The 23,394-nt window shown below is 58.2% G+C and carries 17 protein-coding genes, 1 pseudogene, 1 riboswitch and 1 other annotated feature; of the genes and pseudogenes, 1 reads left to right on the forward strand and 17 read right to left on the reverse strand.

Annotated elements, in window-relative coordinates; genetic code table 11:
* Positions 1-138: 138 nt before the first annotated feature.
* From Q7F15_RS15915 to Q7F15_RS15945, 7 genes and pseudogenes are all read right to left on the reverse strand, one after another.
* Positions 139-433, reverse strand: a pseudogene (locus Q7F15_RS15915) (IS3 family transposase); the annotation flags it as partial.
* Positions 434-545: 112 nt separating this feature from the next.
* A complete protein-coding gene (locus Q7F15_RS15920) occupies positions 546-2,222 on the reverse strand; it encodes a glycerol-3-phosphate dehydrogenase/oxidase (protein WP_230077874.1) in 1,677 nt (558 codons plus the stop codon).
* A 219-nt stretch (positions 2,223-2,441) separates the two neighbouring features.
* The gene (locus Q7F15_RS15925) at positions 2,442-2,999 is read right to left on the reverse strand and encodes a glycerol-3-phosphate responsive antiterminator (RefSeq protein WP_171566600.1); all 558 of its coding nucleotides are present in this window, start codon (positions 2,997-2,999) and stop codon (positions 2,442-2,444) included.
* 48 nt (positions 3,000-3,047) lie between these two features.
* On the reverse strand, positions 3,048-3,818 hold the full coding sequence (locus Q7F15_RS15930; RefSeq protein WP_304414608.1) for an HAD-IIA family hydrolase: 771 nt from the start codon (positions 3,816-3,818) through the stop codon (positions 3,048-3,050).
* Positions 3,819-3,830: 12 nt separating this feature from the next.
* Positions 3,831-5,537 (reverse strand): ABC transporter permease, encoded by a 1,707-nt coding sequence (locus tag Q7F15_RS15935; RefSeq protein WP_171566598.1) that lies wholly within the window; start codon positions 5,535-5,537, stop codon positions 3,831-3,833.
* On the reverse strand, positions 5,534-6,664 hold the full coding sequence (locus tag Q7F15_RS15940) for an ABC transporter ATP-binding protein (protein ID WP_304414609.1): 1,131 nt from the start codon (positions 6,662-6,664) through the stop codon (positions 5,534-5,536). The genes Q7F15_RS15935 and Q7F15_RS15940 overlap by 4 nt, the downstream gene beginning before the upstream one ends.
* Positions 6,665-6,676: 12 nt before the next feature.
* The gene (locus Q7F15_RS15945) at positions 6,677-7,747 is read right to left on the reverse strand and encodes an extracellular solute-binding protein (RefSeq protein ID WP_171566596.1); all 1,071 of its coding nucleotides are present in this window, start codon (positions 7,745-7,747) and stop codon (positions 6,677-6,679) included.
* Between the two features lie 554 nt (positions 7,748-8,301).
* A riboswitch (Lysine riboswitch) is annotated at positions 8,302-8,490 on the forward strand.
* Between the two features lie 106 nt (positions 8,491-8,596).
* Here Q7F15_RS15945 and Q7F15_RS15950 point away from each other — a divergent pair.
* The gene (locus Q7F15_RS15950; RefSeq protein ID WP_171566595.1) at positions 8,597-10,051 is read left to right on the forward strand and encodes an amino acid permease; all 1,455 of its coding nucleotides are present in this window, start codon (positions 8,597-8,599) and stop codon (positions 10,049-10,051) included.
* A 41-nt stretch (positions 10,052-10,092) separates the two neighbouring features.
* Here the strand turns inward: Q7F15_RS15950 and Q7F15_RS15955 are convergent, their stop codons facing one another.
* From Q7F15_RS15955 to Q7F15_RS16000, 10 genes are all read right to left on the reverse strand, one after another.
* Positions 10,093-11,271 carry an aminotransferase gene (locus Q7F15_RS15955; RefSeq protein ID WP_171566594.1) on the reverse strand — a complete coding sequence of 393 codons (1,179 nt, stop codon included), beginning with the start codon at positions 11,269-11,271 and terminating at the stop codon, positions 10,093-10,095.
* Positions 11,268-11,768, reverse strand: a complete 501-nt coding sequence (locus tag Q7F15_RS15960; RefSeq protein WP_212133200.1) for an Lrp/AsnC family transcriptional regulator — start codon at positions 11,766-11,768, stop codon at positions 11,268-11,270. The genes Q7F15_RS15955 and Q7F15_RS15960 overlap by 4 nt, the downstream gene beginning before the upstream one ends.
* Positions 11,769-11,871: 103 nt before the next feature.
* Positions 11,872-12,115, reverse strand: a binding site (T-box leader).
* 138 nt (positions 12,116-12,253) lie between these two features.
* The gene (locus tag Q7F15_RS15965; protein WP_171566592.1) at positions 12,254-12,934 is read right to left on the reverse strand and encodes a DUF4956 domain-containing protein; all 681 of its coding nucleotides are present in this window, start codon (positions 12,932-12,934) and stop codon (positions 12,254-12,256) included.
* Positions 12,935-12,984: 50 nt separating this feature from the next.
* Positions 12,985-13,692, reverse strand: coding sequence for a polyphosphate polymerase domain-containing protein (locus Q7F15_RS15970; RefSeq protein WP_171566591.1), 708 nt, complete (start codon positions 13,690-13,692; stop codon positions 12,985-12,987).
* An 18-nt stretch (positions 13,693-13,710) separates the two neighbouring features.
* Positions 13,711-15,426, reverse strand: coding sequence for a CotH kinase family protein (locus tag Q7F15_RS15975; protein ID WP_171566590.1), 1,716 nt, complete (start codon positions 15,424-15,426; stop codon positions 13,711-13,713).
* A 22-nt stretch (positions 15,427-15,448) separates the two neighbouring features.
* Positions 15,449-16,864 (reverse strand): exopolysaccharide Pel transporter PelG, encoded by a 1,416-nt coding sequence (gene pelG, locus Q7F15_RS15980; RefSeq protein ID WP_171566589.1) that lies wholly within the window; start codon positions 16,862-16,864, stop codon positions 15,449-15,451.
* Positions 16,840-18,291: a GT4 family glycosyltransferase PelF gene (pelF, locus tag Q7F15_RS15985; RefSeq protein ID WP_304414610.1), complete on the reverse strand. Its 1,452-nt coding sequence runs from the start codon at positions 18,289-18,291 to the stop codon at positions 16,840-16,842. Before pelF ends, pelG begins: the two co-directional genes overlap by 25 nt.
* Entirely contained in the window at positions 18,288-20,123 is a 1,836-nt protein-coding gene (locus Q7F15_RS15990) for a DUF2194 domain-containing protein (protein WP_304414611.1), read from the reverse strand. Before Q7F15_RS15990 ends, pelF begins: the two co-directional genes overlap by 4 nt.
* A complete protein-coding gene (locus tag Q7F15_RS15995; protein ID WP_171566586.1) occupies positions 20,120-21,010 on the reverse strand; it encodes a hypothetical protein in 891 nt (296 codons plus the stop codon). Before Q7F15_RS15995 ends, Q7F15_RS15990 begins: the two co-directional genes overlap by 4 nt.
* The gene (locus tag Q7F15_RS16000; RefSeq protein ID WP_304414612.1) at positions 21,003-23,177 is read right to left on the reverse strand and encodes an NAD-dependent epimerase/dehydratase family protein; all 2,175 of its coding nucleotides are present in this window, start codon (positions 23,175-23,177) and stop codon (positions 21,003-21,005) included. Before Q7F15_RS16000 ends, Q7F15_RS15995 begins: the two co-directional genes overlap by 8 nt.
* Between the last annotated feature and the right edge of the window lie 217 nt (positions 23,178-23,394).

The following is a 23,394-nucleotide window of genomic DNA, read 5'->3' on the forward strand; positions in this document are numbered from 1 at the left end:
CAAAAAATCGCCGGGTGGGTCAATTCTAAACCGGCGATGGTGGGTCAAAATAAAGTCGGCGTTGACAAAAAGCAAAGCAAGCAAAAAAATAAACCACCAGCACTGAAGTGACCCCAAAAAGTTAGACAGTAATTTTAGTTAAGCCGCAAGTAAGGTTTGAGTTCGGTATTGCACTGGATTCAAGCCTTTTAATTTTGCCTTGATGCGTTTGTTATTATAGTAGTCGATGTATTTTGCCAACTCTTGTTTAAAATGCTTAATGCATTCAAACTCTTGCATATTATAATAATTCTGATTTCAGGATACCAAAGAAGTTCACAGCATTGTCATGACAGTTTCCTTTCCGCGACATACTCTGCATAACGTTCTTCTCTTTCAATGCATGTTGGTACTTGCTCATTTGGTAATGCCAGCCTTGATCTGAGTGAATAAGCGTCTTCACTTTCGGGTAGATAACTGAAGTCAAATAGCCGTTGACCTGCTTTGTCAACGGCTTTACACTTTCATCTCGTCTTGTCAAAAATCAATTGCAACGTGACCCCCGGTCACGCACGACGCGCTCCTTCCTCCAGCGCCTCGTCGCTTTCCGGAAGCTGGCGGATTGACGCGATCAAGCGCGCGATCATCTCCCGCTGGCGTGCAGTCTCCTCGTCGTCCCACTGCAGTGCATCGGCCATCAGCCTGACGACCTGCTCCGCCTTTTCTTCCGCCTTGTGCAGTTGAAAATACGTCCAGCCGGTGCGCAGCCGCAGGAAGTCCACGGCGTGCACTGTCATCTCCTCCTCCACGGCGTACTGAATCTGCGCCCGCAGCAGCTGTTCGGGGGTGAGCGGCGGTTCCGGCAGCCGGTCGTAAATCCGCAGCGTGTTGGTGCCGTATGTGTCGAGCCACTCCTGCGCCGTATGGCGATCGACGCCTTTTTCCATCCCCATCCGCAGCATCTCCTGCTTCCAGTCTTCATACCGCTCCCATCCTCGCCGCTCTCCGCCGCTAATCACGATCCGGTCGGTCGTGCAGCCGGGAAAGGATCGGCCTTTCCGCTCCTGCAGCCGCTGCGCCACCAGATCGACCACCTTCTCCGCCATCTTGCGGAAGCCGGTCAGCTTGCCTCCTGCAATGGTGATCAGTCCGGAAGGGGAATGAAACACCTCGTCTTTCCGCGACAGTTCCGACGGTCCTTTGCCCTCCTCGTAAATCAGCGGGCGCAGTCCGGCCCAGTGGGAGAGCACGTCCTGCGGCTTCAGCCTGACATCGGGGAACATCGCGTTGACCGCACGCAGCAGGTAGTCGCGATCTTCCACGGTGGTGCGGGGCTGGTCGATGTCGTTGCGGTAGGGCGTGTCGGTCGTACCGATGTAGGTGACCGCGCCGCGCGGGATGACAAACACCATGCGTCCGTCCGGGGTGTCAAAATACGCCGCTTGCGACACCGGCAGACGATCGTAGGCGACCACCAGATGGACGCCTTTCGTCAGGTAGAGGCGCTTGCCGGCAAGCGAGCCGTCCAATTGTCGCAGTTCGTCCACCCAGGGTCCGGCGGCGTTGACGATGCAGGCGGCGTACAGATCAAACGTCTGGCCCGACACGCCATCCGCGACGCGCACCCCCGTCAACCGGCCGTTGTGGTAGAGAAACTGGCGCGCTGCCGCGTAATTGACCGCCCGCGCTCCATGTGCCACCGCCGTCTTCATGATGTCGAGCGTCAGCCGGGCGTCGTCCGTGCGGTATTCCACGTAGAGGCCGCCTCCTTTGAGCCGGTCCCGCCTGAGCAGCGGCTCCTGCCGGATCGTCTCGTCGCGGCTGAGCATTTTCCGCCGCTCCGCTCGCTCCACGCCGGCCAGCAGGTCGTACAGGTAGAGGCCGACCGACGTGGCCAGGTAGCCATAGGTTCCCCCTTGGTAGATCGGCAGCAGCATCGGGGCGGGAATGACCAGATGGGGGGCGTTTTTGTACAGGATGGCTCGTTCTCTCCCCACTTCCCGCACCAGCTTCACTTCTCCCTGCTTCAGATACCGGAGCCCGCCGTGAATCAGTTTGGTGGAGCGGCTGCTCGTCCCCGAACCGAAGTCCGCTTTTTCCACCACGCCCACCTTCATGCCGCGGACGCTGGCGTCCAGGGCGATGCCCGCACCGGTAATCCCGCCGCCGATCACGAGCAGGTCAAGCGTCTCTCCTGCCATTTCCTGAAGTACAGCCAGTCGGCTGCTCGCTGAAAATGTCATGTTCACACAAAAGCCTCCTCTCCGGCGGGAACAAAGCCTCCCTGCTGCTTCGCCCGCGCCGGTTCTTCTCACGCGCTCCAATGTTTCATGAAAAAACCCCCGTGAAAAGTGCAGCCTGCCGTCATCAGACAAGCTGTCCTTTCAAGGGGGTTCTCCTGTTCTCTTCCCTGTATCCTATTTATGAAAAATGATCAAGAAGACTTGCGATACAACACGCCGCTAGTACCACAGTTCCTTGGTGCCGACCGATACAGCCAGCGCCCCGGCGGCAAGCGCGTCGTCAATTTCCTGCTTGGTGCCCACCAGTCCGCCGGCAATGATGGGCAGCGGCGTCAGGTCAGTCATCTCCCGGATCACCCGCGGCATCACCCCAGGCATCACTTCGACCGCGTCCGGCATGCTCTGCTCCACGACCTTGATGCCTTTGATCACGGCGTTGCGGTCGATCAGAAAGATGCGCTGGATTGCCATCAGCCCCATCTCCTTGGCGACCCGAATCAGGTTGCTGCGGGTGGAGATGATGCCGGTCGGAGCGATGTATTGAGCCACGTACGCCACGCCGCTTTTATCGGGCGCGATGCCTTCGATGAACTCCATGTGCAAAAAGACGCATTTGCCGGCCTGCTTGATCCGGTCGACCAGCTCCTTGACGTTGAAAATCGAGCCAGTCAGCAGAAAGACGATATTCACGTCGCTGTTGATCGCGTCATCCACATCGGCTTCCGCTTGAACCGCAGCGATGGTCTGGTGTTCGACTAGATCGACAATAGGATACATCCGTTACCCTCCAGGTCAGGTTGGTTGTACCTATTATACCACCAGTTTCTAAATATTCACAATTTCTTTAATGCTATTTAAAATGTAGCGCGGACGGTATTCGCTCCGCTCGGCCATCTCCCTCGTGGAGATTCCGGTCAGCACGAGGACGGAATTCATCCCGGTATCGTTGCCCATTTTAATGTCTGTTTCCAAACGGTCGCCCACCATGTAGCAGGAAGCGTAGTCCAACCCCAGGTGGCGGACGGCCTCTTCCGCCGCGATCGGAGAAGGTTTGCCCACCACGAGGTCGATCGGCCTGCCCGTCGCCCCTTCCAATGCGCCGATAAACGCGCCGGTGTCCGGGATTTGTCCGTCTTCCAGCGGGCACGTCCGGTCCGGGTTGGTGGCGATCACCTTTGCTCCCCGTACCGCCGCCTGATACAACGTGTTCAGCGTCTCGTAGCTGAACCGCCGATCCCACGACAGGACGACGTACTGCACATCGTACGGGTCGTCGCTCATGACGATGCCATGGGCCGCCAGCTCGTCACGGATCGGCTGCTCCCCGATGACCAGCACCCGCTCGCCCGGCTGCAATACCCGCTGCAGATACCGGGCCGTGATCAGCGAAGAGTTGAGCACGTCGTCCACTGTTGTGGGGATGCCCATGTTTGTCAGCTTCTCCGCGTAGGACTGGCGGGTGGCGATCGGCTTGTTGGAGAGGAACACCACCTTGTCGCTGCGCGCTCGCAGCGTCCGAATCGCCTCCGCCGCCCCCTCAATCAACCGATCACCCAGATAGACCGTACCGTCGAGGTCAAAGATAAACCCTCTCATTGTCCGTTCTCCTTAGTACAGTTGGTCTTTGGTCAGTTTTTTTGCCAGAGACTGCAGTGCGATGACAATGGCGATGATCAGGATCGCCATGGCTGAAGCGGTGTAGTACTCGCCCCGCAGCAGGTTTTGAAACACAGCCAGGCTCATCGGCGCCCAATCCGTCGGCGCCAGCAGCAGCGAGATGCTGGTCTCCTTGATTACCGTCACGAACACCAGGATCGCACCTGCCGCGATGCCCGGCAGCATCAGCGGGCCGATGACCGTAACGGCTGCCAGCAGGTTGGAGGCGCCCAGGTTGACGGCCGCTTCTTCGATGTCTTTGCGGATCGCCATCATTGAGCTCATCGTCGAGCGGATCATGTACGGCATCCGCCGGATCGTGTAGGCGACGATCAGCAAGAGGGCGGTGCCGGTCAATTTCAGCGGCGCCGTATTAAACGTCTGGATCAGCGCAATTCCCAGGGAAATACCCGGCACGATCAGCGGGATCGACGAGACGAAGTCAAGTCCGCCGGAGCCGCGCCGCACCACGAAGTAGGAAACAAACGTGGCAATCACGACGCTCAGCACCAGCGCGCCAGCCGCCAGCACCAGGCTGTTCACAATATTTTTATGCGACGTGCTGAAAATGGTCAGATAATGCTTCAGCGTGTAGCCGTCGGGCAGGGCGTGATGCCCCCAGGTGGTCGCCAGCGACGAGAGAAAGACGGAACCGACTGCCAAAAGCGGCACCAGCATCACCAGGAAAGTGTAGACGGTGAGCACGGAGACGACCCCTTTGTGGTCATTCAGCTTCTGCCGCGTCGGCTTGCCCGAGATGGTGCCGTACTCCTTCCCTTTGATCACTAACCGCTGCAACCAGAAAAAGAAGGCGGCCACCAGCAGCATGATGACGGTCAGGACGGCCGAGCCCGCCCAGTTGTAGAAGCCGGCGATCTCGCGGTACGCTTCGACCACGATCAGGTTCAGGTCTTTGGGCGCCAGAATGATCGGCGTCCCGAAATCGGAAAAGCTGACGGTAAAAATCAACAGCATGCTGGAGACGATCCCCGGCACGGCCAGCGGCAGGGTCACCCGCAAAAAGGTGTACCAGCCTTTCGCCCCCAGGTTTTGCGACGCCTCCTCCAGCGTCAGGTCGCTGATCTTGAACGCCGCCACCATCGGCCACAGCGCGTAGGGAAAGAAGAAAAAGACCTGTACCAGCACGATTCCCAGCATCGACTGCACGTCAAACAGCACGCCTTCGCCGCCCAGCGACCGGTAGATGTGGTTGACCCACCCGGTCTTGCCGAACATCAGCGTAAACGCGTAGGAGGAGATGAACGTCGGCACCACCAGCGGGATGGTGCAGAGCGCGGCGAAGAACGGTTTCCACGGCATGGTGGTGCGGGCGAAGGCGTAGGCGATCGGCAGCACCAACACCGTCACCAGCAGCGCCACCCCCGTGCTCAGCTTCAGGCTGTTCATCAGCGCGGCAAAGTACCCGGTGCCTTCCACCAGCGACGAGTACGCGTCCAGCGACAGGTTGGAGAGCTTCTTCAGCGTGGACATCAATATTTTTTGACTGGTCAGGCTGCCAAACAGGTTGACCGGCTCTCCGGTCAGGCTGACGAGCAGGATGGAAAACAGCGGGACCAGCAAAAACACGAGGAAAAAAAGATACATCAACCATTTCAGCACGGTAAAGCCGCTGAGGGCAAAAGAGTACCGCTGTTTCATAAGATCACCACGACATTCGGATCGATTGCCAGCTTCACGTTCGTCCCCGCCGGCAGCACCGGGCTGCCCGCTTCAAAGGTTTTGTCCACTTCCATCTGCAGCTGCCCCACCTGCACGTCGTAGCGGATGGTCGCTCCCAGATAGGTGGACATCAAGATCGTGCCTTCCAGCAGGTTGTCTCCCGCATCCGCCTGCGCCCCGTCCGCGAACAGACGGATGCTTTCCGGCCGGATAATCACGTCCACTTCGCTGCGGTTGGTCGAAAACGCGGAGCGGATGATTCCGTCGCCGACGAGCTGCAGCACCGTGCCCGCCTCGCCGGACTCCTTCACCGTCGCTTTAAAGATGTTGGACGAGCCGACGAAATCGGCGACAAACGTGGAGGCTGGCTGGCTGTACAGGGACGTGGGCGTGTCCACCTGCACCAGTTTGCCACCCTGCATCACCGCCACGCGGTCGGCCATGCTCATCGCTTCTTCCTGGTCGTGCGTCACGAAAATCGTCGTGATCCCCACTTTCTGCTGGATGCGCCGAATCGTGACGCGCATGCTGTTGCGCAGCTTTTTGTCCAGGTTGGACAGCGGCTCATCCATCAGCAGGACGGCCGGCTCCATGATCAGCGCCCGGGCCAGCGCCACGCGCTGCTGCTGGCCGCCCGAAAGCTGTCCGGGCAGTCGGTCGGCGAGGTGGCCAAGCTCGACGAAGTCAAGGGCGTCACGCACCTTTTGTTCGATCTCCTTGTCCACTTTCCCCAGCTTGCGGTTGAGCATGTGGGCCAGCACGGACAGCTTCGTGCCCAGGCCGCCCTGGTAAAAGCGGCGCACCTGCAGGCTGTAGGCGACGTTTTCAAATACGCTGAGATGGGGAAAAAGCGCGTAGCTTTGAAACACCATGCCGCAGTTCCGCTGGTTGGCGGGCACGTGGCTTACATCCCGCTCCCCGATGAAAATCTTTCCTGAGGTGGGGCTTTCAAAACCGGCCACACAGCGCATGGTCGTCGTTTTGCCGCAGCCGGATGGCCCCAGCAGAGCGAAGAATTCGCCTTCGCGAATCTCCAGATTGACGTCTTCCAAAGCGGTGATTCCGTTGAATTGCTTGTGCAAGTGCTCGATTCGAACCGACCCCATGCAAGAGCCTCCTTACTGGAATTTTTGCCGCCACTCGTTGCGCACCCGGTCGTAGTTGCTCACGACCCAGTCGATGTCCAGCTCCTGCGCGTGCGGGATGACTTTCTCCAGGGTAAGCGGCGTTTTCGACTCCACGTCTTTGGAGATCGGGATATGGTACCAGTTGGCCAGCGTTTGCTGCCCTTCCTTGGACAGCAGGTAGTCGATCAGCGCCTTGCCGCCATCAGGATTCGGGCCGTCTTTTACGAGCGACACCGGGTTGACGATGACCGGCGTCTTGTCCGGCACGATGAAATCGATTTTCTCCCCCTTGGCCTTCATTTCGTACACCATGAAGTCAAAGGCGATCGCAATGTGCGCCTCCCCTTTGGCTACTGCTTTGGAAGGTGCGGAGCCGGAGTCGGGCATGGCGCTCATCTGTTCCACCAATTTTTTGAAGTAGTCCCAGCCCTGCTCTTCGCCGCGGGCCATCAGTTGACTCAGCACAGTGAGGGTGGCTGTGCCGGAAGCGGCGGGGTTGGGCATCTGGATTTTGCCCTTCCATTTGGGGTCAAGCAGGTCGTCCCAGGTTTTCGGCGCCTCTTCCGGCTTCACCAGGTCGCTGTTGTAGGCAAAGCCGAGTACGAACACTTCCGCGCCGATCCACTTCCAGTCCTTGTCGCGGAGCTTGATGCCGTCCCGCACTTCCGGCCAATCCTTGATTGCTTCCGGCGTGTACGATGTGATGATGTCCTTGTCCTTGGCCGCTTCAAACGGCAGGAATCCTCCGCCGCCGTACCAGACGTCCGCCTGCGGGTTGTCTTTTTCCGCAATCATGCGGTTGACCAGCACGTTGGTCCCCGCGTACTGCACGTTGATGGAAGACCCTTTGAAAGCCTTTTCAAAATTGAGACCAATTTCTTTGGTCATATCCGGCGTCTCAGGGGAATACAGCGCGATCGGGCCCAGTTCTTTTGTTCCTCCCGATCCGTCTCCCGCCGGTGTGCTGCCGGACGAAGCCTCCTGGCCGGAGGAGCACCCTGCCAAGGCGACAGTGGAGAGCAAAACGGCTGTGGCTGCTACGTTCAACCATTTTTTCAACATGTGTCAGACCCCTCTTTCTGTGATTGTTGATCGAATAGTCAAACAGTTTCCGAGGAAAAAGAAAAACCCTCACGTAGATAAACACATCCCCCTTTGGGAGTGTGTTTACGGGTAAGGGTTTCTCCGTTTCTCCGCCTAACCGTATGGGAAAATATGCTATCCGATCAGTGTTTCTTCCAGTATAACCAGTTTCTTTTCTAACTGTCAACGAAAATGATCGAATTTTTCGGACAAGTCAGTCTAGAATGAAGGAAATTACTGGGTCCCAAACGTAAATAAATAGGTATGCGGAAAATAGTTTTGAGTGAAGGAGTCCTTCCCCCGCTTACCTTGCTTTTGTTGTGATGTTGGGGCAGCCGTTTTATTTCATCAGAAAGCTTGTAAAAAATGAATATCTCATGGCTGGTCTTGTGCATGTTCTTCAATAAAAAATCATTTCAGCTAATCGCTTTGTATGCAAAACGACCTCTTACAGTTTTTAGTGCTTGATTTTGCCGCGATTTTCTATATACTTGAACCGTAACAAAACTTCACAGATTATCCTCATCACATGCGATGGGGATAGAGGTCGCGGCTTTTATATGATTCTGGCACGAGATCCAGAGAAGATCGATGACTCCAGAGGAGGGAAAAGCCGCCGAAGTCCGCTGTGCATTCTCTGGGCACACGGGCTGGGGCTGTACTCGAAAGGGGCAGAACTGTCACGTTTGCGAGCCGGGCAAACGTGATGTGCTATCTTCAACGAAGGCTTGGTGGGGATGTAACAGTACCGCCCTGTTCGTTGGGGCGGTATTTTTTATGTCCGACCTTCCTTCTGACTATCTTTGTAGAAAGGTCGTGCAAGCACTCATGGAATCCAATCAACTGCAGCGGGGCCTCAAGGCCCGACATCTGACCATGATCGCCATTGGCGGCTCCATCGGCACGGGGCTGTTTTTGGCGAGCGGCGGCTCCATCCACTCCGCCGGTCCGGGCGGCGCACTCGTCGCCTACGCGGCCATCAGCCTGATGGTCTACTTCCTGATGACCAGTTTGGGCGAGATGGCGGCGTTTCTCCCCGTCTCCGGTTCATTTTCCACCTACGCGACGAAGTTCGTCGATCCGTCCCTCGGCTTTGCGCTGGGGTGGAACTACTGGTACAACTGGGCCATCACCATCGCCGTCGAGCTGTCAGCCGGGGCCTTGATCATGAAATACTGGTTCCCCGACACGCCGTCCATCTTGTGGAGCGCCCTGTTCCTCGCGCTTATGTTTGGTCTGAATTATTTGTCTGTAAAAGGATACGGCGAATCGGAATACTGGTTTTCCCTCATCAAGGTAGCGACCGTAATCATCTTCATCGTCATCGGCCTGCTGATGATCTTGGGCATCATGGGCGGTGAAGCAGTCGGCTTCCGCAACTTTACCGTCGGCGATGCACCGTTCAACGGCGGCTTCATGGCGATGCTCGGCGTCTTCATGATCGCCGGCTTCTCCTTCCAGGGGACGGAGCTGGTCGGGATCGCTGCGGGTGAAAGCGAAAACCCTGCCAAAAACGTGCCGAAAGCGATCAAGCAGGTGTTTTGGCGCATCCTGCTGTTCTACATCCTGGCGATCTTCGTGATTGGGCTGTTGATCCCGTACGACAACCCCAACCTGGTCAACGGCGACATCGAGAACATCGCGATCAGCCCGTTTACGCTGGTGTTCCAAAAAGCCGGACTCGCCTTTGCCGCATCCGTCATGAACGCCGTCATCCTGACCTCCGTCCTGTCGGCGGGCAACTCCGGCATGTACGCCTCCACCCGCATGCTGTGGACGCTGGCCAAGGAAGGAAAGGCGCCCAAGCTGTTCAGCAAGGTAAACAAGCGGGGCGTTCCGGTTAATGCGCTGCTGCTGACTGCCAGCATCGGGATGTTTGCGTTTCTCGCCTCCCTGTTTGGCGACGGGACTGTCTACATCTGGCTGCTCAACGCCTCGGGGATGTCCGGGTTTATTGCCTGGCTGGGCATCGCAATCAGCCACTACCGCTTCCGCAAAGCGTTTGCAGCCCAAGGCCGCGATTTGAACGAACTGCCGTACCGGGCGAAGTGGTTCCCGTTTGGCCCGATTTTCGCATTCGTCGTCTGCTGTTTCGTCATCCTCGGCCAAAACTACACCGCCTTCACCGGGGAGACGATCGATTGGAACGGCATTCTCGTCTCGTACATCGGCCTGCCGCTGTTTTTGATCGTCTGGCTCGGCTACAAAGCCGTGAAAAAGACGAAAGTGGTGCCGCTGCGGGAAGTGGATCTCTCCACGGACGAATCAACGATATCCAACTAATCGGTATAGCAAAGGCCGGGGAACCCCCGGCCTTTCCTTTTTTACGACAGTCGCTGCACGAACCGCCCCATCCGTTCCAGCGCCTTCCCAAGCTGATCCAGGGAAGTGGCGTAGGAGCAGCGGATGTGGCCTCTGCCGCTGTCGCCAAACACATCACCCGGCACCACGGCCACCTTTTCCTCCATCAGCAGCCGCTCGGCAAACTCGCCGGCATCCAGCCCGGTGGACGCGATCGAAGGAAACGCGTAAAACGCCCCTTCCGGCTCGTGGCAGGACAGGCCGATCTCCTTGAATCCCTGCACGACGAAATTGCGCCGCTGCCGGTAGCTTTCCACCATCCTCTCCATGTCCGCCTGACCATGCCGCAGCGCCTCCAGAGCGGCCATCTGCGCCATGATCGGCGCGCACAGCATGGTGTACTGGTGAATCTTCAGCATGCCGCCGAGCAGATCTTCCGGCGCGCAGACGTAGCCGAGGCGCCAGCCCGTCATCGCGAACGCTTTGGAAAAACCGGAGATCAGGATCGTCCTCTCCTTCATCCCGGGCAGGGCGGCGATGCTCTCATGCCGCTGACCGTAACTCAGCTCCGCGTAAATCTCGTCGGAGATGACCAGCAGATCGTGCTTGACGAGGATCGGGATCAGCCGCTTCCACTCCTCCGCCGACATCGTGCTGCCGGTCGGGTTGTTCGGGTAGCAGAAGATGATCGCCTTGGTGCGCGGCGTGATGTGCGCCTCCAGCTCCTCAGGCGTTAATTTAAACGACTGCTCCGCGCGCGTGTGCAAAAACACCGGCACCCCGCCGGCCAGACGGATGACCGGTTCGTAGGAGACATAGCAGGGCTCGACGACCAATACCTCGTCGCCAGGATCGACGATGGCCCGCAGCGCGATGTCAATCGCTTCACTGGCGCCGACTGTAATCATGATCTCTTTTTCCGGATGGTACGAGACGGCGAAGCGCTCCTCCAGGTACTTGTGAATCTCCCTGCGCAGCTCGATGAGACCGGCATTGGAGGTATACGCCGTGTAGCCCCGTTCCAGCGAGGCGATGCAGGCTTCCCGCACGCGCCACGGGGTGACGAAATCCGGTTCCCCTACCCCGAGCGAGATGACCCCTTCCATCGAAGCGGCCAGGTCAAAGAAACGGCGGATGCCCGACGGCTTGAGCGAGGCGACCGTGGCGGACAAACGCTGACGTACACTGATTTGCTGACTCATGGGGTTACCACCATCCTGTGGTCTTCGTCTCTGTCTTCAAACTGAATGCCGTCGTGTTTGTACCGCTTGAGGATAAAGTGGGTCGCGGTCGAGACGACGGAATCCAGCGTGGCCAGCTTTTGCGACACAAACGACGCCACTTCCCGCATCGTTTTTCCTTCCAGCACGACGGACAGGTCGTAGCTGGCGCCGGACATCAGGTAGACGGCCTTCACTTCCGGGAAACGGCAGATTCGCTCCGCCACCTCGTCAAAACCCACTTCCCGCTTCGGCGTCACCTTGACATCGATCATGGCCGTCACGTACGGATGGTCCTCCACCAGCTCCCAGTTGATCAGCGCGGGATACTTGACGATCACTTTTTCCGCTTCCAGCCGGGCGATTGTCTCTTTTACGCTATCCACCGGTTCGGCCAACAAGCTGGCGATCTGTTCCGGGTTCAGGCGGCTGTCCTGTTCCAGCAGCCGCAAGAGTTCACGCTGCTTTTGACGATCCATTACTTCCACTCCATTCCTGTAAAATTGCGCGTGGCCAACCCGCGTACTCCAACAAAAAATCGCCCCGCAACCGAATCCGGAACATTCGTCCCAAAGATTCGATTGCTGAGGCGACGGAATCGCGGTACCACTCAGCTTTTCTGCTCTCCTCACGAAAAGCAGACTCGGAAAGTCCTGCACAGACTTTCACCCGATAACGGGGGCTGATCCGCTGCTTTCTACTCGCAATTTCAAAAGCAGGAGCTCCAAGGCGGCTTCAAAGAGAGATGACGGCCCCCCTCTCAGCTTGCAGGCAGGCTCTCTGAACGTCAGCGCCCTCTCTTACTCTTCCTCTTCAATGCCGTGGTATGCTATGCATCTGTCGGCTCCTTCGCTGGTGCAAGGAAGGAGGTAAGCATGAGAGATTATAAAAACAGTTGACCGCGTTTGTCAATACGCCCTACCTTCCTCCCCGCAGGCCGGTTTCCCAAACAAGGGGGACATCATCACTGGGCGTACTCGCCGTTGTAGCTGACCAGCACCACGTCCTTGACCCCTTCCAATGCAGAGAAATCGTTGACAAACGCGGTGTTGTCGTCACGTATCCGCAGTTCCACCGTCAGCTCGGTCAGCTCCTTGCGCACTGTCTTTGACTTCAGCACGGCGTTCATTTTCCGAATCCGCCGCTTGACCTCGTCTTCGGCAATCGCTTCGTAATGCAGGATCAACAGATAGGGGGAGGAGGCTTCCTTGCGCCGCGTCAGCCACCAGATCGTAAGACCCACCACCAGCGAACCGACGATGGCAACGGAGTATATTTTCGCCCCCGCGGCAATGCCCGCCGAGATGGCCCAAAACATGTAGACGATGTCCATCGGATCCTTGACCGCTGTCCGAAACCGGACGATGCTGAGCGCTCCGACCATGCCGAGCGAGAGCACGATGTTGGTGCTGATGGTCATGATAATCAGCGCGGTGATAATCGTCATCAGCACGAACGTGACGTTGTAATTGTGGCTGTATACCACTCCCCGGTAGCAGACGCGGTACACATAGTAGATAAACATGCCGACCGCAAACGCGACCAAAAGACTCAGACACATGTCCACCCACGATACATTGGTAAACGCCCCGAGGTTGAGCACGCTTTTTTTGATGATATCCCGAAACGTAATCAGCTCGTCCATAACGCACTTCCTTTCCCATCCATACAGTGCATCCCACCGCGTATCCGCCGTTAGCGGTCGTATACTTTTTGCCTCTCCTTGCACAGGACGTACTTGGAGATCGCCGAACGCTGGTGAGCCGACACCTGCGCCAGCGAGCGAATCGTCCCCGGCAAAAAGCGCCGGAATTTGATCTCCATGATCATCCGCGGCCCCTGGATCGCTTCCCAGGTAGCCAGGTTGGGGTCAAACAGGTCAAACGAATGAAGCCCGGCTGCCAGCTGTTTGTCAAAGGTAACCCGGGTGTTGGTGGAAACATCCACATACGCCTCCCGGATGTAGTCGACGATGACGGACGGCCTCATCGCACCTGCCTTGAGATCCTGGTAAAAATCAGCCAACAGGCGCTGCCCCTTGTCCGCCAACCAGTCGATGTCACCCTCCAGCAGCCGGTACACCTGACTGCGGGTCAACGGGGCCGATTCCTTGAGCACGTACTCGTTCCACTTGCTTTTTCGCTCCAGCCGGATGATCCGGTCGCTGACGTTGTAGATGCGGATGCGGTACTTTTTCCGCTGGAAGTAACCGCTGATCTTGTCGTACAGCGCGCTCTCCCGGATGTCGTCAAAATACAGGCTGCGGATGTGGTAGCCTTCGTCGTTTACGGAATGGCGGTCCAAGGGAAGGAGCGCCCGCAGCCGGTTGCGCAACCCGACGTAATCGTGCGGATGAATATAGTACTTCAGTTCATGACGCAGCGTGTTTCCGTTTCCATGCACGCACAGGCTCCCCTCCCGTCATTTCACGTAAAAGTCGCGGACGCCGTTATAGACGTTGCCGTTCTCGTCAAAGAACTTGTCAAACGCCGTCATCACGTGCCCCTTCGCGTCCTTCACCGTGACTCGCCAAAAGTAACGTCCCTTGCCGATGCCGTTCAGCACGAGCGAGGTTCCCTTCAACCCGTCGCGATCCACCAACGGGCGGGCAAACGACGGCTCTTTCGCCAACTGGAAGCGGTAGGTCAGCTCATCGCCCTGCAGGTCGTACGACATCCCCCAGCGAAACGTCAGCGTTCCGTTCGCCTGCTCCACATCTGCCAGATAATACGGCATCGGTGCCTGCAAGCTGGCGATGAATGCCTGCTCATTCTTCACGGGCATTTGGATGATCCGCTCCAGCTCCTGCTCGTACAACTCCACCCGCCCCGGCAGGTAGCGGATGTCCGGTTCCCGTCTGACGAAAGCGGACACGACCGGTTTGTACGTCTCGATCATGCGCCGCGAGTTTTCCGGATTGATGATGGTGCGAAGTTGGCGCACTTTGGCCACAAGCTGCTCGACGTTTTGCGGATTTTTAAAAAACCGGTTGGCCAGCACGCTGCCCCAATAGTTATGAATCCCCCGCTCCCACAATGCGCGCTCATTGGGATTACCGGCCGGGCTGCCGTAAAAATCAAACGCCGCGTCGTAATCCCATGGGAGAAAATACCATTTTTCCGCGTTCAGCGGAGAATAGAGGAAAAAGTTTTGTGTCATCGTGTCAACATTGTCCATCAGGATGTTGGCCGCCATCCAGGTCAGGAAGTTGTCGCGGTCGAAATGGCGGTCAAAGACTTCGTCGAAATCCTTGGTCATGTCATTCACATCATCCAGCATGCGCAGCAGTTTGGCATGGTCATGGGAACCGTTGATTTCCAGGACGGACTCGAAAGCCTGTTTGTCGTACGTGGGATCGTCCGCCATTTTCAACTTGTCGGGATAGCGGAAAAACTCAAAGTTGGTAGCCTTGTACAGATGGCCGTAGGGGTCCAGCCCGTGCGTCCGGAGAAACGACTTGTTGGGCTGTTCAATCTGGGTGTACAGGCCGTAATCCTCAAACGGCGCCTGCGCCCGCCCGCTGGTGAGATCCCTGACATGCAGGTGAACGAACTGGGTGCGCAGGCTGGTGATGTCCGGCAGCTGCTTGAAGTAGTCAAAGCTCAGTTTGTTGCGCAGCCGGGAAAAATCGTACACGTGCTTGTTCAGGTTGATGGTCCGCTGATCCCGCCAGTAGCCGGCATTGTCAAAGAGCCTGATCTTGTACGACTTCTGCATCGCCTTGATCGACGACTTGCCCCGAAGGGTGATGGAAGCGTTGGGCTCGTTCGTTCCGTAACCAAACATCCCCTTTTGTGGTCCCTGATCCGTCCCTTCCTGCACGATGACGTTCAGTTTTCGCTCGACCGTGTTGTCGTTCTCGTTGGCGATGCGGTTCAACTCCGCCCAGGTCATCGGCCGCTCGGCGCTGAGGTTGTCATCCGTCACGGTAATGTACAGGTGTACGACGCTTCCCGGCTGATCCTTATCGTAGACCAGCCGATTTTCCTGCAATTTGGGCGCGTACTCCACGGCAGGCGGCACGACCGGCCCCTCCACCTGCGGCTGGCTGACATCTGCGTCCGGCGCACAACCGCCAGCTGCGACGCTTATCGCCAGCAAGACAGCCAGCCACCCGCTTCTCCATATCTGTTTCATTCCATTTTTTCCTCCTCCATTGTCACCCTGCCCTGCCGCGCATCCGGTCTTGCTCCCGCGATGCCAGCGGCTGTGCGCTGAACGTCGCGTAGTGCAGCCGGCGCAGCCGGTATATCAGCCTGCTCAGAGTGGCGATGAGGACGGGAAACGAGGCGGCAAACAGGGACAGCCCCTGGTATTCGATGTCGCGCAGGGCCCAGGCAGCTGCTATGTTGGCCGCCAAAAAGATCGCCGAGAGCGCCAGCGCTCCCTTTCGATCATCAAAGTAGAGCAACAGCAACAGCGAAACACTGGTCATGATGTACGTGTAAAAGGACATAACCAAAATGTTGAAGGTATCCACCTGTTGGGCGGTAAAACCGATGTAGGGCAGATACAGGATGCCGCAGGCTACAGCCACCAGCGAAAAGACGAGTTGAATCCCCATCAGCTTGGCCATCTCGCCGATCAGCACCTGTTCCATCTCGCGGCGGGCGCGGTCGATCTCGATAATGCTTCCCTGTCCAAGAATCGCGTCGTAATACTGGCGATACTTCGGGTAAAATGCCGTCTCCACCGACACCACGAACCAGACCAGCGTCGGCAGCACGGAGAGGACGGCGTAGTAGACGGCCACATCGTATTCCGGAGCAAGCAGAAACGTCCCCTCCAGCCACTCGCCGTGAAACACCCACTGGGCAAACTGATGCGCATACATCGAGAAGGCGGTGAACAGGCCGATCGCCAACAGGGAGGGATACTGGCGCAGATACGAGACCAATCCATTCGGATACAGCGGCTTGGGTGTGCGAAAGAAACGCTCAATCTCCCACAGCAGTACCGATGCCGTGACAAAAAATCCGCCGGCCAATCCGGCAAACAGCCCCCACGCTGCCAGATGCTCCCCTTCCAGACGAACGTACAGCCAGACCGCAATCATCGCCAGCAGCATGCCTGCGAAAAATGCCCCGGCAATCCGGCGGTACGCTTTCATCGCCGACACGTACACCACGCCCATCCAGATGACAATCAGCTCCATGTACATCACAACCAACACCAGCTTCTCCGCCAGCTCCAGCGGCGCCAGCAGGAGAAAAGCCGCAGCGGGCACCGCAGCGCTGCCCAGCGCCAGCTGCAGGCTTCTGTAAAACGTCGGCAGCAGTTCGTCGTAGCGTTTATCGTAGAGCTGGTCGGACGCAAGCCGGGTAAACAGCATGGAGAACGGAGCCGCGACGATAAACGAAAAGGCAAAGACGTACGCTGTTCCCGCCTGAAACAGCAGCCGGGCCCGATACGGCGCCATTTCTGTGACGAGCAGCCAATGGACGGCCGCGACCGCCGCCATGCAGCTCAGAATCGGCCCCACCGTCACCAGCGAAGCGTACGAGATGGCCTGCACGCGGCCAAACAGGCCTTCACGGTCAAACAGCCGCTTTAGCTGGAAGCCGATACCTGCCATGTCTTCTCCTCCTTTCCGAGCGAGGCGTACAGCGATTCGTAACGGGAAATGAACTGCTCGTGGGTATACGCCGACAGGACGCGGCGCCGTCCGTTTTCTCCCATTTCCCGGCGCAGCGATTCGCTATTGCACAAGGTGATGATGGCGCGGGCAATCTCTTTGTCGTCCAGCACCGGCACGACCAGCCCGGCGCGGCCTTCCACCCCGTCCGCCTCGCTGCCGTAGAGCAGTTCCCGACAGCTTCCGACGTCGGTCGCCACGACCGGTTTGGCCGCCGCCATCGCTTCCAGGACGGCCAGCGGCTGCCCTTCGCTGATGCTGGTAAGCACGACCACGTCCAGCTTGCCGATGCGAGTCTTGACGTCGACGCTGCCCGTGAATGTGAGATCCCGCACGCCCAGCATTTCCGCCAGTTCCACGCATTCGCGGTAGTAGTCCGGGTCCTCGTCGTACGGCCCCATGATGCTAAACCTGGCTTGCGGCACTTCCCGCTTGACCACAGCGAAGCTCTGGATCATCGTCCGGATGTCCTTGATCGGCACCACTCGCACGATGGCACCGATGTGAACGGCCGGGTCGTCCGCCGTTTTTCGCGGCAGGTCGACGTATTCGTCCGCCTTGATGCCGTTGGGGATAATCGCGATTTTTGACTCAGGGCAGCCCAGCTCGATCTCGATCTCCCGGTTTCGGTTGAACAGCGTCACCACCTGGTCGGCATACTGGTAGGCGCAGCGGGCCAGACCGTAAAAATAGCGAATCCACAAGTCTTTGAAATACCCTTTGACCCAGTCCGCCTTGATGATCTCCTCCTCCCGCTCGCGGGAATAGATGCCGTGCTCGGTCAAAAGCATCGGACGGCCGTAGCGGTGCTTGCCCAGACTGGCGATGACACCGGCGTACCCGGTCGAGACGGCGTGGTACAGGTCCGCCTCGGGAAGCGGGTGGCGAAGCAGCTGCATCAGCGGCAGCAGCATGGAACGGACCGTCCAGAACAACTCCCGAAACGGAAGCTGCTCGTACCGCTGTCGTGCCACATCGCTCAACAGATCAAAGTAATCCTGGCTCATCAAAAATTCCGTGGACGCATCCCAGCGCCCGCCGCACAGCAGCTGAAACAGTGTCTCCCAGTCGGTATCCCGCTCGCCGACAATCAGCCCCTGCAAGGCGTCCCGTTCTTTGCCGCTCAGTTCAATCCGGCGGCCCCAGCGGCCTTCTTCCTGCAAAAAGGTGTCGAGAAACACTTCACGAACCTCGCATACATTGTCGGGCGGCCGGTAGGAGAATCTCCCCCTGTTTCGCTCCTCCGCTCCGATGGCAAATATGACAAACTCGTGCTGGGGCATGGAGTTGATCAGGTCATGAATCCAACTGGACACCCCGCCGGTCACATACGGATAGGAACCTTCCGCAACAATACAAATTTTCATGGTTTATCCGTCCAATCAATTGAAAAGATTTCTTGATCGGCGCGCACCAGAAATGCGCCCTGATCGATGCGCCGCACTTCGCACTGCTTCGTGCGCACGATGTTTCGGTCGGTCCGCAGCAGAAAGTACTGCGGGCCGGAAAAGCCGTTGATGTAGCCGGTTAGGCCATCTGGACGCCGTTCAAACACAGGCTGGCTCACTAGCGTACGCCTTGCCTCAGCGCTCGCCTCTGCCGAGGTCATGGGCCGCAGCCAACCGTATTTGTCCTGCACCAGTTCCAGGAACTCATCCAGGCGCGTGTACAGATCGCGCCAGCTTTCTTTGCCGCCCCGTTCCTCATCAATCACGTCGTCCGGGTGAACAAAGTGGGAAAAGATGCCATGAGCGGTGACTGCGTTGGCCATCGCCCAGCGGTCGTACTCATCGATCAAGTGCCCGGACGTCACGCGCGGCAGCTCCACCAAGCCGTCGGGAGCCAGTTTGTATTCCTGCACATAGGAGATATCCTGGTGGTCTTCGATGTAGAGGGACGAGATGTTGTCCAGGTCGGGCAACGCCTGTTTCAGCACCTGCCGCCCCGCACCATCCAGTGCGTTGGACGGCGGCACGTAGGTACGCAGCGGGTAGTGGGGAAAGACAGACTCGACGTACTGCCGCAAGGAGCGAAGCGAGTCCTTCATCTCCTGCTGGCTCGACCACACGTTGTAGCCAAACGCCCGCGACAACCGCGGAATGGTGGTCAGCGACTGATGGTTGTAGCCGTGGATGCCGATTTCTCCCCCTTCCTTCAGCAGTTCGCGCCCGTACATCACCAGGCTGGAGACGTCCGCTTCGTTCTCCCAGTCAAACGGCGGGGTAACCCGGTCGCTGTAAGTGACGATGAGCGCCCCTGTGTACTTCAGATCGTGTCTGCGCGCCAGCCGGATCATGTCCGGCCACCACACTTTCTTGAAAAATTGCGGCAAATCCATCCGGTAGTCCCGGTCGATGATGGGATGGGTTCCCTGGGGGAACGGGGCGGGAAAGTCGTCGAGAAACATCAGTTTGGCGTTGAGCACCGGATAGATCAGGTCGGGCAGCAGCACGCCGATGGCGCCCGCAAACAGTCCGCGGTTGATCTTCTCCTGCAGCAGCACGCTGTTGAACACAATGTAGGCTCCCTTTTCATACGGCGCCTCCCACAACAGCGGCACATGTTCCCCCGCCGAGACGTGAACGCGGCTGCGCTGTCCCAGCTTGACGCGCAGCACGTGATTCTGCAGGCCGGGATCGCGAAACACGCTGCCGGCAAACCCGAGCAGCACGTTGGTGTGGAGGTGAATCTCGCTGGTATCCACGTACGTGCCGATCTCAACGATATCCAGCCGGCGGTACATGGCGGAAAACGCCTCGTTGTTGTCCGGCTCGATCGCCAGCAATACGCGGCCGCCCCGCGCCACGTAGCCGTTCAGCCATTCCGATCCGGCAAGCCGGGTCAAATCGGACACGGTCACAATCACGCCATCGGGCGCTGGAACAGGCACGGCGCTTCCCACAGGCAACCGCTCAAACTGCTTTTTCATCCCGATCAGGAGTTGTTCCGCCTGATACGCCACCTTTTGGCTCATCGCGTCATTCGGGTCTGCCAGGATGACCAGCCGTTCCTGATCGATGCGGGCCAGCTCCGCAGGCGTCAGCGCGTTGCGGGCCGCGGCCTTGGCACTAAGTCCGTCGTTGAACCCATTCCAGCGCATCACCAGCGTTGAACGGGACATCTGCATCAACAGCGTCAGCAGGAGTACGAAGACGAGCAGCACAATCATGCGTCTGAGCGATTTTGTCCTGATTATCATACGAAATCCCTGCTCCAGTACCGGATAATCTGCAAAGTCGGATACGACACGGTGATGGACGATTCTTTCAGCCTGTTCAGCGTCTCGTGAAACTTCATGACGGCCCGCAGCGAGTAATACAGTTTCAGCGCCGTGTAATAAGCCATCTCCGATTGCGGATAAGCCTGGAGAAACCGCTCGCAGGCTGCTTCTGCCCTGTCGTAGCGGCGCAGGAGAAGTTCGCATTCCACCTTGTCGGCAAACGCCTCTTCCCCGCAGTCCTCACGTCGGATCAAACGCTCCAGTACATCCGCCTGCTGCAGGCGGTAGGTGCGCTCCATCTCGGCATCCATCAGCCCGCTGCCGATATACCGCTTCAACGCGTTGGCATACCCGGCCAACACGGTCGGATCATCAGGGGAACGCTCCCGTTCGACCGACCACCGCTGCAGTTCGGCCATCATCCCCCGTTTCATTTCCACAATGGCGGTGACGGCGTAGTGGGCGGTTTCACTGTCATCGTTTCGGGCGGCCTTGGCGAGGTAGCTGACGAGGTCCAGCGTTTCCTCCTTGAGAGCGTCCATCACGATCCGGCGGCGGGTGGTGTGATCATTGAGCACCAGTGCCTCTTCAATCGGCACAATCGACGTCTCCTTCTCCAGATCCACTTTGACCAGGACGCCTCCCGAATCCGCCTTCAGTCCCACCACGTCGGCGAATCGGTCCGGATTGGCGGACGCACTCTTGGCCCCCGCCCTGCTGGCGACCAACACCAGCGGCAACCCGGCAAACGGGAGCAGGCAGGCCAGCGCTGCCCTGCCGCCGCGCATCGGTTCCCGGCGGCGAAACAGGATCACCAGATACACCGCCGTCAGCACGTAATAAGCCGCAATTGCTCCGTTAAGCATAGACCGTATCCTCGCTCACCAGGCGCGTTGCCACGCCGTATTTTTGCAGCCGCTCCATTGCCGCCCCGGCCTCTTCCGGCCCGGAGTTGGACAGGAGCAGCACCAGCTGTCCCCGCAACAGCCCGATATAATCCGTGTCGCGCAGCAGGTGGGCAAGACGCGCAGCCGTTTCCTTGAAGCCGTTTTCGGAGGTTTCCACGTGCAGCAAGGTGTACGCGGCCTGGTACCGTTTCTTGGCCGCCTGTTTGCTGCGCAACACTTCCAAAAAGGCTCCCTCCTGCAAAATCGGGGTCTCCTCCACGAAGCGTTCGCTGCGCGTGGCGGCCACGTAGATAAAGGCACGGGAGAGCGAGCGGGAAATCATGTCTACGGCAATCCGAAACAGGTTTTCGTGGTACAGGGTAAACTGTTCAAACCCCTGCTCGTGCACGCAGACCAGCGCGACCGTCTCTCCCTGGTGAACCACCGGCGCTGCCAGCATCGGCAGCTCCGGCACCAGATTTTTGTTCACCCACAAGCGCTGCGACGTAACGACCTCGGAGAGTTCCGGCACGTCTCTCAGGTGCAGCGAACGGGGGGCGCGCAGTTCGTCGTCGTTGGACTGCAACAGCAGCCGCAAGTAGCCGGTCGCCGATACGGCATAGATCGAGATTTTCCTGGACTCCATCAGGTCTTCCATCACATTCACCGCTGCGCTGACCACCTGTTCCGGCTCCAGGCTCTCCAGTTCGGTCACGAGCGCATGGATGCGGCCCAGGCTGTCCCTGTTGGTCAGCACCTGTCGCTGCAGGGACTCCTTGACGCTGCGCGTGTCCTTGTACACGTCCATCAGCAGCTTATACCGCTGCGCTTCCACCGCCAGCTCGTTTTTGGCAAACGCCAGCTCTTTTTTGTATTTGTCCCGCACAAACCCGACCGACAGGCCGAAAAACAGGTAGACTGCGGCGACAAACAGCGTTTCCGGGTCAAACAACAGCGAGCCCCAGGCGCGCCCGTTGGCCAGGTTGTCGGCCACATACAGGCTGATCACCGCCGCAGCGGAGAGAAACGACTGGCGCGAGCCGTAGAGCAGCCCGATCAGCAGAATGTACAACAGCCGAAAATCAATGCCATATTCGTATAAAAGACCGCTCTGGTCGCGGGACAGCAGGACGACTGCGGCAAAGGCCAGCCCGTTTTCCACATACGGCCGGACGATCCGCCACCATCTGGGCGTCTCTCTTGCGGGTGCTGCCTCTTCACGGGCCGCAACCGCCTCCTGCCGCAGCATCCATTCGTAGGTTTTGGCAATCCCCTCCTGCAGCGAATAGAGCGGCACCCAGTCCAGGTCGTGCTTCAGCCGGCTGTTGTCCAGCAAGGAGCGGGTGATCTCGCCCGGCCTGCTGTCGAGGTACTGGACATCATTTATCGGAACCAGCGTTCGGACCAGCTCGATCAGCTCGTTCACACTGGTTTCCACGCCCGTCGACACGTTGTAGATGCCCGTCACATTGCTCGTGGCGCCGCGGTAAATGGCATCGGCCACATCGTCGACGTAGATGAAATCGCGCGTCTGCGTTCCGTCGCCAAAGACATACAGCGGTTTGCCTTCCCGTGCCTGGTTCAGAAAGGCGGAAATGACGCTCCCTTCCCCTGAGCTGCTCTGACGGGGGCCGTATACGTTGGAGAAGCGCAGGCACAAGGTATCGAGCTTGTACAACTCCTGCCATTTCTCGCAGTACATCTCTCCCAGCCGCTTGTTCATCCCGTAGGGCGACAGCGGATGGCAGGCTGTCTCTTCACGGATCGGAAGCTGGGCGGTATCGCCGTAGACGGCCGCGGACGAAGCGAAAATAAACTTTTTGACGCCGTGCAGCCGCACGCAATTCAGCATGTTGAGCAGCCCGAGGATGTTCGCCTCCGCATCGTGGCAGGGGCGTTCCAGTGAGTCCATGACGCTCGTATGGGCCGCCAGGTGAACCACGACGTCGAATCCCACGCTGCGAAATACTTCTTCGCAGGCCCGGTCATCCACGCTGTAGATGTACGCTTTGTGGGGGACGGTCACGCGTTCCCGCCTGCCCGTAGACAGGTTGTCGATAATGTACACCCGATGACCCTCTTTGTGAAAACGTTCGACCACCGAGGACCCGATGAAGCCATATCCTCCCGTTACGAGAACGTTCACGCACAGACACCTCCAATAGACAATCGACAACAATTGACAATTACGTTCGTTTTATTCGGAATTCCCATCCGCTTTGGGACATAAGACCTTGAACAAGTACGAAAACCTAGATCATTTGATTCATTCGTTGCATTCCTGCTTGTGCTGTCGTGTCTGCTCACGCAGGCCGCAGACGCCTCGTCTCCGACTGCTGCCGCTGCAGATGCGCCTAGTCTGC

It is taken from the genome of Brevibacillus aydinogluensis (assembly GCF_961514395.1).
In the GTDB taxonomy this organism is placed as follows: domain Bacteria; phylum Bacillota; class Bacilli; order Brevibacillales; family Brevibacillaceae; genus Brevibacillus; species Brevibacillus aydinogluensis.

What these genes read in the sequence shown, in the direction of transcription:
- Q7F15_RS15920 (WP_230077874.1), bottom strand. Translation starts at nt 2,222, where the DNA reads ATGACATTTTCAGCGAGCAGCCGACTGGCTGTACTTCAGGAAATGGCA.
- Q7F15_RS15925 (WP_171566600.1), bottom strand. Translation starts at nt 2,999, where the DNA reads ATGTATCCTATTGTCGATCTAGTCGAACACCAGACCATCGCTGCGGTT.
- Q7F15_RS15930 (WP_304414608.1), bottom strand. Translation starts at nt 3,818, where the DNA reads ATGAGAGGGTTTATCTTTGACCTCGACGGTACGGTCTATCTGGGTGAT.
- Q7F15_RS15935 (WP_171566598.1), bottom strand. Translation starts at nt 5,537, where the DNA reads ATGAAACAGCGGTACTCTTTTGCCCTCAGCGGCTTTACCGTGCTGAAA.
- Q7F15_RS15940 (WP_304414609.1), bottom strand. Translation starts at nt 6,664, where the DNA reads ATGGGGTCGGTTCGAATCGAGCACTTGCACAAGCAATTCAACGGAATC.
- Q7F15_RS15945 (WP_171566596.1), bottom strand. Translation starts at nt 7,747, where the DNA reads ATGTTGAAAAAATGGTTGAACGTAGCAGCCACAGCCGTTTTGCTCTCC.
- Q7F15_RS15950 (WP_171566595.1), top strand. Translation starts at nt 8,597, where the DNA reads ATGGAATCCAATCAACTGCAGCGGGGCCTCAAGGCCCGACATCTGACC.
- Q7F15_RS15955 (WP_171566594.1), bottom strand. Translation starts at nt 11,271, where the DNA reads ATGAGTCAGCAAATCAGTGTACGTCAGCGTTTGTCCGCCACGGTCGCC.
- Q7F15_RS15960 (WP_212133200.1), bottom strand. Translation starts at nt 11,768, where the DNA reads ATGGATCGTCAAAAGCAGCGTGAACTCTTGCGGCTGCTGGAACAGGAC.
- Q7F15_RS15965 (WP_171566592.1), bottom strand. Translation starts at nt 12,934, where the DNA reads ATGGACGAGCTGATTACGTTTCGGGATATCATCAAAAAAAGCGTGCTC.
- Q7F15_RS15975 (WP_171566590.1), bottom strand. Translation starts at nt 15,426, where the DNA reads ATGAAACAGATATGGAGAAGCGGGTGGCTGGCTGTCTTGCTGGCGATA.
- pelG (WP_171566589.1), bottom strand. Translation starts at nt 16,864, where the DNA reads ATGGCAGGTATCGGCTTCCAGCTAAAGCGGCTGTTTGACCGTGAAGGC.
- pelF (WP_304414610.1), bottom strand. Translation starts at nt 18,291, where the DNA reads ATGAAAATTTGTATTGTTGCGGAAGGTTCCTATCCGTATGTGACCGGC.
- Q7F15_RS15990 (WP_304414611.1), bottom strand. Translation starts at nt 20,123, where the DNA reads ATGATAATCAGGACAAAATCGCTCAGACGCATGATTGTGCTGCTCGTC.
- Q7F15_RS15995 (WP_171566586.1), bottom strand. Translation starts at nt 21,010, where the DNA reads ATGCTTAACGGAGCAATTGCGGCTTATTACGTGCTGACGGCGGTGTAT.